2 protein-coding genes, 1 other RNA gene and 1 pseudogene are annotated in these 2,608 nt (G+C 70.9%); all 4 read left to right on the top strand.

Going from position 1 to position 2,608, the window contains the following annotated elements; genetic code table 11:
• On the top strand, window positions 1-714 hold a 714-nt coding region (locus V7793_RS36265), incomplete at its 5' end, for a S41 family peptidase (protein WP_336013932.1).
• A gap of 18 nt (window positions 715-732) precedes the next feature.
• Window positions 733-1,233, top strand: a complete 501-nt coding sequence (smpB, locus tag V7793_RS36260) for an SsrA-binding protein SmpB (RefSeq protein ID WP_336013930.1) — start codon at window positions 733-735, stop codon at window positions 1,231-1,233.
• Between the two features lie 93 nt (window positions 1,234-1,326).
• Window positions 1,327-1,696: a transfer-messenger RNA gene (ssrA, locus tag V7793_RS36255) on the top strand.
• A 213-nt stretch (window positions 1,697-1,909) separates the two neighbouring features.
• Window positions 1,910-2,608: pseudogene (locus tag V7793_RS36250) on the top strand (hypothetical protein); the annotation flags it as partial.

Here is a 2,608-nt window from a genome sequence, read left to right as displayed (position 1 = left end):
CGTCCCGTCACCGATGTCGTCGCCCTGCTGCGCGGCGACGGTACGGCCCGTTCCGCCCCCGGCACGCCCGTGCGGATCGAGGTCGAGCGCGCCGGCCGCAGCTGGGCGCGCACGCTGTACCGGGAGCGGCTGGCCACCGAGAGCGTGGCGGCCGAGCACCTCTTCCGGGGCGAGGTCGCGGCCCTGAGGATCAAGGTCGGTTCGTTCACCCGGGGCACCGGCGACCAGGTGCGCGCGGCGGCCGCGGCGGCGCAGCCCGGCGAGGGCATCCTGCTGGACCTGCGGGGGAACTCCGGCGGCCTGGTCGGCGAGGCGGTGCGGGCCGCCTCCGCCTTCCTCGACGGCGGGCTCGTCGCCACCTACGACGTGCACGGCAGCCAGCGCTCCCTGGAGGCGCGGGCCGGCACGGTGACCGCCCGGCCCCTCGTCGTCCTGGTCGACGGCGGCACGATGAGCGCGGCCGAGCTGCTGGCGGGCGCCCTGCAGGACCGCGGCCGCGCCGTCGTCGTCGGCTCGCGCACCTTCGGCAAGGGCTCCGTGCAGATGCCGAGCCGGCTCGCGGACGGCTCGGTCGCCGAGCTCACCGTGGGCCACTACCGCACCCCCGCCGGCCGCGCCGTCGACGGCCTGGGCATCGCCCCCGACCTGCTGGTCCACGGCGATGCCGAGGAGCGGGCCCGCACAGTATTGAGTGGCCTCGGGGGCGGGTCCTAGTGCGAGAATGGCGGCGCTATGGCTAAAGAGAAGAAAGAGACCCGCAAGTTCGTCGCGCAGAACAAGAAGGCGCGGCACGATTACCACATTCTGGACACCTACGAGTGCGGCATGGTGCTGACCGGCACCGAGGTGAAGTCGCTGCGCCAGGGGCGCTCCTCGCTGGTGGACGGCTTCGTGCAGATCGACGGCGGTGAGGCGTGGCTGCACAACGCCCACATCCCCGAGTACACCCAGGGCACGTGGACCAACCACAGCGCGCGCCGCAAGCGCAAGCTCCTGATGCACCGGGCCGAGATCGACAAGCTCGCCTCCAAGTCGCAGGAGACGGGGCACACCATCGTGCCCCTGGCCATCTACTTCAAGGAGGGCCGGGCCAAGGTCGAGATCGCCCTCGCCAAGGGCAAGAAGGAGTACGACAAGCGGCAGACCCTGCGCGAGAAGCAGGACACGCGCGAGTCGAACCGGGCCATCGCCGCGGCACGCCGCCGGCAGCGGGCGGCCGCCGCGCGGGGCTAGCTGCCGAAATGCGCTGGCACGGTCGTGTGCCCGTCGCGTACCATAGAGACAGCACACGGGGTGGTACCCGTGCGCAGATTGAAAAATCAACATGGGGATGATCGGTTTCGACAGCGGATGTCGAAGCAGGGGAAGCGTGTCGAGGAAGCGGCAATGATCTCGTAAACCATATGTCGCAACCAATAATCGCCAACACCAAGCGCGATTCCTTCGCCCTCGCTGCCTAAGTAGCGACTTGCGAAGTGTCAGCCCGGGGCTGTTCCCGACCCGGATCCTGGCATCAGCTAGGGAACTAAACCACTAGACCCGGTCACGGGGTCCAGTGGGAAATCAAACAGTGGCTGAGCCCGTCGGAGACTTGTTCGCGTGATCTCCGGGGCCGAGAAAATCGCAGCGGACTGCACACGGAGAAGCCCTGATTCTGCACCGTTGGACGCGGGTTCGATTCCCGCCATCTCCACGGACGGATGGGTGGACTCCGCTCGCCGACAGCGCGAGCGAAGTCCGTCCTTCGTATCTCTGGGGGCATGGCCCCCAGACCCCGTCATCCCATGTGGGCAGAAGCCCCTGGTCCTCGGACCAGGGGCTTTTGTCATGCTGGGCGCCGACAGGCAACCGATGGGTCTGCGGAGCCCTCTTTCCTGGTGACGCTCCATGGCGAGGGGGTGGTGGCTCGGTGAACCGGATGCGCACGGCGGCGGCCGCCGTGCTGGCTGCGGGGGCCCTGTGGCTCGCCGGCGGTGCCGGCCCGGCCTCCGCCGACGAGGGCGACGGCGGTGACGGCGGGGTGCACCTGCTGCTCAACAGTGCCTACGACAACCGCCCGGGCGAGCTCGTCGACATACAGGTGCAGGGGATCCGCACGCCGGGCGACGTCACCGTCTCCTCGCCGGTCTTCCCGCGCCCCGTCCGGCTCGCCCTCCGCGACGACGGCCACCACGCCCGCCCGGCCATCGCGATGGCCACCGGGCCGGGCACGTACCCGCTGACGGTCCGGGCCGGCGGCCGGGTCGTGGCGGAGGAGCGTGTCGAGGTGAAGCCGTCGGAGCGGCCGAGCTTCTCGGTGACGTCGCCCGGCGAGGTGCTGCGGCCGGGAGAGCGGCTGTGGATGTCGTACGACGGCCTGTACCCGGGTGAGACCGGGCGCTCCTTCGCCGTCTCCTCGCCCGCCTTCCGCGCGCCGGTGCGGCTCGCGCACGATCCGTCGAGCACGGACTGGAACAACCCGCGGCTGTTCTCCGGCGCCGCCGAGCTGCCCCCGGGCACCCGCGACGGGACGTACAAGGTCACGCTGTACGGGCCGGGCGGCCGCGTCGTCGACGAGAAGCCGCTGGTCGTCCGCGCCGCGCGGCCCGGTGACCGCGACTACGTGGGG

The organism is Streptomyces sp. KLMMK (assembly GCF_036961605.1).
Classification (GTDB): Bacteria; Actinomycetota; Actinomycetes; order Streptomycetales; family Streptomycetaceae; genus Streptomyces; species Streptomyces telluris.
This window is presented reverse-complemented; position numbering and strand designations above follow the sequence as displayed.